This window comes from Aeromicrobium sp. PFPM2_SD2, assembly GCF_057364525.1.
The window spans coordinates 1-4271 of the sequence record NZ_JBNFNZ010000203.1 but is presented as its reverse complement, the minus strand read 5'-3'; the positions used below and the strand labels follow the sequence as shown (position 1 = coordinate 4271).

General features: G+C 70.4%; 3 protein-coding genes and 2 pseudogenes. 1 reads left to right on the top strand and 4 read right to left on the bottom strand.

What is annotated here, in order from left to right; translation table 11 throughout:
* From AC2W7G_RS10255 to rplM, 4 genes and pseudogenes are all read right to left on the bottom strand, one after another.
* Positions 1-304, bottom strand: a pseudogene (locus tag AC2W7G_RS10255) (hypothetical protein); the annotation flags it as partial.
* Between the two features lie 49 nt (positions 305-353).
* On the bottom strand, positions 354-1700 hold the full coding sequence (gene glmM / locus AC2W7G_RS10250; RefSeq protein ID WP_485868341.1) for a phosphoglucosamine mutase: 1347 nt from the start codon (positions 1698-1700) through the stop codon (positions 354-356).
* A gap of 7 nt (positions 1701-1707) precedes the next feature.
* Positions 1708-2202, bottom strand: coding sequence for a 30S ribosomal protein S9 (gene rpsI, locus AC2W7G_RS10245; RefSeq protein ID WP_485868342.1), 495 nt, complete (start codon positions 2200-2202; stop codon positions 1708-1710).
* Positions 2203-2216: 14 nt separating this feature from the next.
* Positions 2217-2659: pseudogene (rplM, locus tag AC2W7G_RS10240) on the bottom strand (50S ribosomal protein L13).
* A 231-nt stretch (positions 2660-2890) separates the two neighbouring features.
* On the opposite strand from rplM, the gene AC2W7G_RS10235 reads away from it, so the two are divergent.
* Entirely contained in the window at positions 2891-4186 is a 1296-nt protein-coding gene (locus tag AC2W7G_RS10235; protein WP_485868340.1) for a citrate synthase, read from the top strand.
* The last annotated feature ends 85 nt before the right edge of the window (positions 4187-4271 follow it).

Here is a 4271-nt window from a genome sequence, read left to right as displayed (position 1 = left end):
GGGCGTCCAGCAGCCGGCCGCCGTGCCCCTCCCGGCGCCGCGGCGGCGACGTCACCAGCTCGACGTAGGCGAACTCCCGGTTGTCCTGCAGGGGCAGCTCGGCGCAGGCCGCGGCGACCGCGATGCCGTCGCCGTCGCGGGCCAGCAGCGCGATCGCGTCCCGGTACGGGTCGGGGGTGAGGTTCACGCGCTGCTCGGCGTACGAGTACGGCTGGTCGAAGGGCCGGTCGTGCCCGCTGCGGTAGACCGCGTACCACTCGTCGTAGGCCGGCCCGGCGGGGTCGACCGTCTCGATGCTCGTCACCGTCGCAGGGTACGACCGCACGGGGGCGCGGCCGTCCCGGCGACGAGCGTCAGAGGGCGAGCGTGGCGCGGACGACCGAGGCGAGGTGCTCGGCGACCTCGCTGGCCTCGTCGTGCGTCGGGGCCTCGACCATGACGCGGACGAGCGGCTCGGTGCCGGACTGGCGCAGCAGGACGCGACCGGTGCCGTCGAGGCGGGCGGTCGCGGCGGCGACCTCGCCCTGCAGGACGGGATCGGAGTCGGCGCGCGCCTTGTCGACGCCGCCGACGTTGACCAGCACCTGCGGCAGGCGGGTCATGACGCCGGCCAGCTCGGCCAGGGTCTGGCCGGACTCGACCATGCGCGCGGCGACCTGCACCGCGGTGAGCACGCCGTCGCCGGTGGTGGCGTAGCGGCTCATGATCACGTGGCCGGACTGCTCGCCGCCGATGGTGAAGCCACCGGCGCGCATCGCCTCGAGCACGTAGCGGTCACCGACGGCGGTCTGCACGACCGTGAGGCCGGCGGCCTGGAGCGCCTGGACGAAGCCGAGGTTGCTCATGACCGTCGCGACGACCGTGTCGTCGTGGAGCGTGCCCGCGTCGTGGGCGGCGAGGGCGAGGATCGCCAGGATCTGGTCGCCGTCGACCAGCCGGCCCTCCGCGTCGACGGCCAGGCACCGGTCGGCGTCGCCGTCGAAGGCGAAGCCGGCGTCGGCACCGTGGGCGACGACCGCCGCCTGCAGGTCGTCCAGGTGGGTCGAGCCGCAGTCGCGGTTGATGTTGAGCCCGTCGGGCTCGGCGTGGATGGCCACGACCGTGGCGCCGAGCTCCTCGAAGACCGCCGGGCCGACCTCGTGGGCCGCGCCGTTGGCGCAGTCCAGGACGACCTTCAGGCCGTCCAGCCGCGCGGGGCTGGAGTCGGCCAGGTGCTTGGCGTAGGTGCGCAGGCCGGCGACGCTGTCGCCGACCCGGCCGACGCCCTCGCCGAGCGGACGGTCCCACGGCTCCTGCAGCCGGGCCTCGATGGCCAGCTCGATCTCGTCGTCGAGCTTCAGCCCGCCGCGGGCCAGGAACTTGATGCCGTTGTCGGGCATCGGGTTGTGGCTCGCCGAGATCATGACGCCCATGTCGGCGTCCAGCTCGTTCGTCAGGAACGCCGCGCCCGGGGTCGGGACGACGCCGAGGCGGTGCACGTCGACCCCCGCAGACGCCAAGCCCGCGACCACCGCGGCCTCGAGGAACTCCCCCGAGGCTCGGGTGTCGCGGGCGACGACGGCCGTCGGACGCTGGTCGGCGAAGGCACCGACCTCGCCCAGCACGTGGGCAGCGGCGACGGACAGGTCGAGGGCGAGCTCCGCGGTCAGGTCGCGGTTCGCGAGACCGCGAACCCCGTCCGTGCCGAAGATACGGCCCATCGGACGATCAGCGCTTGCTGTACTGGGGCGCCTTGCGCGCCTTCTTGAGACCAGCCTTCTTGCGCTCCTTGACGCGCGCGTCGCGCGTGAGCAGGCCGGCCTTCTTCAGCGTGGCGCGGTTGGCCTCGAGGTCCACGGCGTTGAGCGCGCGGGCCACGCCGAGGCGCAGGGCACCGGCCTGGCCGGTCATGCCACCACCGGTGACACGGGCGATGACGTCGAACTGGCCGTCCAGGCCGGTCTCGACGAGCGCCTCCTTGGCGATCTGCTGGTGCAGCTTGTTGGGGAGGTACTCCTCCAGCGGCTTGCCGTTGACCGTCCAGGTGCCGGAGCCCGGGACGAGGCGGACGCGCGCGATGGCCTGCTTGCGGCGGCCGGTGGCACCCGCGGGGGCGATGGTCGAGGTGCGACCCGACTCGGTCGCCGCGCCGGCGCTCTCGGAGGTGTACGCGACGCCGTCGGCGTTCGGCGTGAAGTCTTCGGTGGTCTCAGCCACGATGATGTGCCTTTTCTCTCTTACTGGGAGATCGACGAGATCTCGAACGGCTGGGGCTGCTGAGCGGCGTGCGGGTGCTCCGGTCCGGCGTACACCTTCAGCTTGCTCATCTGGGCGCGGCTGAGCCGGTTCTTGGGGAGCATGCCCCAGACCGCCTTCTCGATCGCCTTGCGGGCGTCCTTCTCGAGCAGGTCGCCGATGGCGATGACTTGAGGCCGCCCGGGTAGCCGCTGTGGCGGTAGGCGAGCTTGTCGGTGCGCTTGTTGCCCGACAGGGCCACCTTCTCGGCGTTGACGATGATGACGAAGTCGCCACCGTCCACGTGGGGCGCGAAGGTCGCCTTGTGCTTGCCACGCAGGAGCGTCGCGGCCTGGACGGCCAGACGGCCGAGGACGACGTCCTCGGCATCGATCACGTGCCACTGACGGGAGATGTCAGCGGGCTTCGGGCTGTACGTACGCACGGCGGGACCTTCTCGCTGTTCAGGGTTGCATTCGGTAAGTCGTTCCGGTGCCGAGCGCGTTGGAGCAACGCAAAGGCACAACGACGTCCTAGAATAACGGGCCTGTCCACGGAAGGTCAAAACGGCCCCCGTTCGCGCCCCGAGGACGCGGGCGACACGGCGCCGGACTACGTTAGGCCCCGTGCCCGCGCCACCCGCGAGGCCCCGATTCCCCGTCACAGGAGACCCATCGTGACCGAGCAGAACACGCTGACCGTCCGCGACAACCGCACGGGCGAGGAGTACGAGATCCCGATCACCGACGGGACCGTGCGTGCTTCCGACCTGGGCCAGATCGGCCGCGGCGAGGACGATCCCGGCCTGGCGGTCTACGACCCCGGCTTCACCAACACCGCCTCCACGCGCAGCGCCGTCACCTTCATCGACGGCGACAAGGGCATCCTGGAGTACCGCGGCTACCCGATCGAGCAGCTGGCCGAGAAGTCGACGTACCTCGAGGTCGCCTACCTGCTCATCCACGGCGAGCTGCCCACCAAGGAGCAGCACGAGCAGTGGGTGCACGACATCACGTTCCACACCTTCGTGCACGAGAACCTCAAGAGCTTCATGCAGGGCTTCCGCTACGACGCCCACCCCATGAGCATGCTGATGAGCTCGGTCAGCGCGCTGTCGTCGTTCTACCCCGAGGCCAGCCGCATCAAGGACCCCGAGGTCCGTCACGAGCAGATCGTCCGGCTCATCGCCAAGATGCCGACGCTGGGCGCCTGGTCGTTCCGCCACGCGCAGGGCAAGCCGTACGTCTACCCCGACAACGACCTGTCGTACCCCGAGAACTTCCTGTCGATGCTGTTCAAGATGAGCGAGCAGAAGTACGACCCGGACCCGCGCCTGGCCAAGGCCCTGGACGTGCTGTTCATCCTGCACGCCGACCACGAGCAGAACTGCTCGACCAACGCCGTCCGCTCGGTCGGCTCGAGCCAGGTGGACCCGTACTCGTCGGTGACGGCCGGCATCGCCGCCCTCTACGGCCCGCTGCACGGTGGCGCCAACGAGGCCGTCCTGCGCATGCTCAAGCGCATCGGGACGAAGGAGAACATCCCGGCGTTCATCGAGGGCGTCAAGAAGGGTGACGAGAAGCTCATGGGCTTCGGTCACCGCGTCTACAAGAACTACGACCCGCGCGCCAAGATCATCAAGAAGGCGTGCGACGACGTCTTCGAGGTCACCGGCGTCAACCCGCTGCTGGAGATCGCCCAGGAGCTGGAGCGCATCGCGCTGGAGGACGACTACTTCGTCAGCCGCAAGCTCTACCCGAACGTGGACTTCTACTCGGGCCTCATCTACGAGGCGCTGCAGTTCCCGCCGGAGATGTTCACCGTGCTGTTCGCCATCCCGCGCACGTCGGGCTGGCTGGCCCAGTGGCTGGAGCTGGTGGACGACAAGGAGCAGAAGATCGCCCGCCCGAAGCAGATCTACACCGGCGACCGCCAGCTGACGTACGTCCCCCAGTCCGAGCGCTGGAGCTGACGCCGACGCCCCGAGGGCCCCGCGACCACGCCGGTCGCGGGGGCCCTCGTGCGTCCGGCTCAGCCCAGGACGCCCGCCGGGGCGG

What these genes read in the sequence shown, in the direction of transcription:
- glmM (WP_485868341.1), bottom strand. Translation starts at nt 1,700, where the DNA reads ATGGGCCGTATCTTCGGCACGGACGGGGTTCGCGGTCTCGCGAACCGC.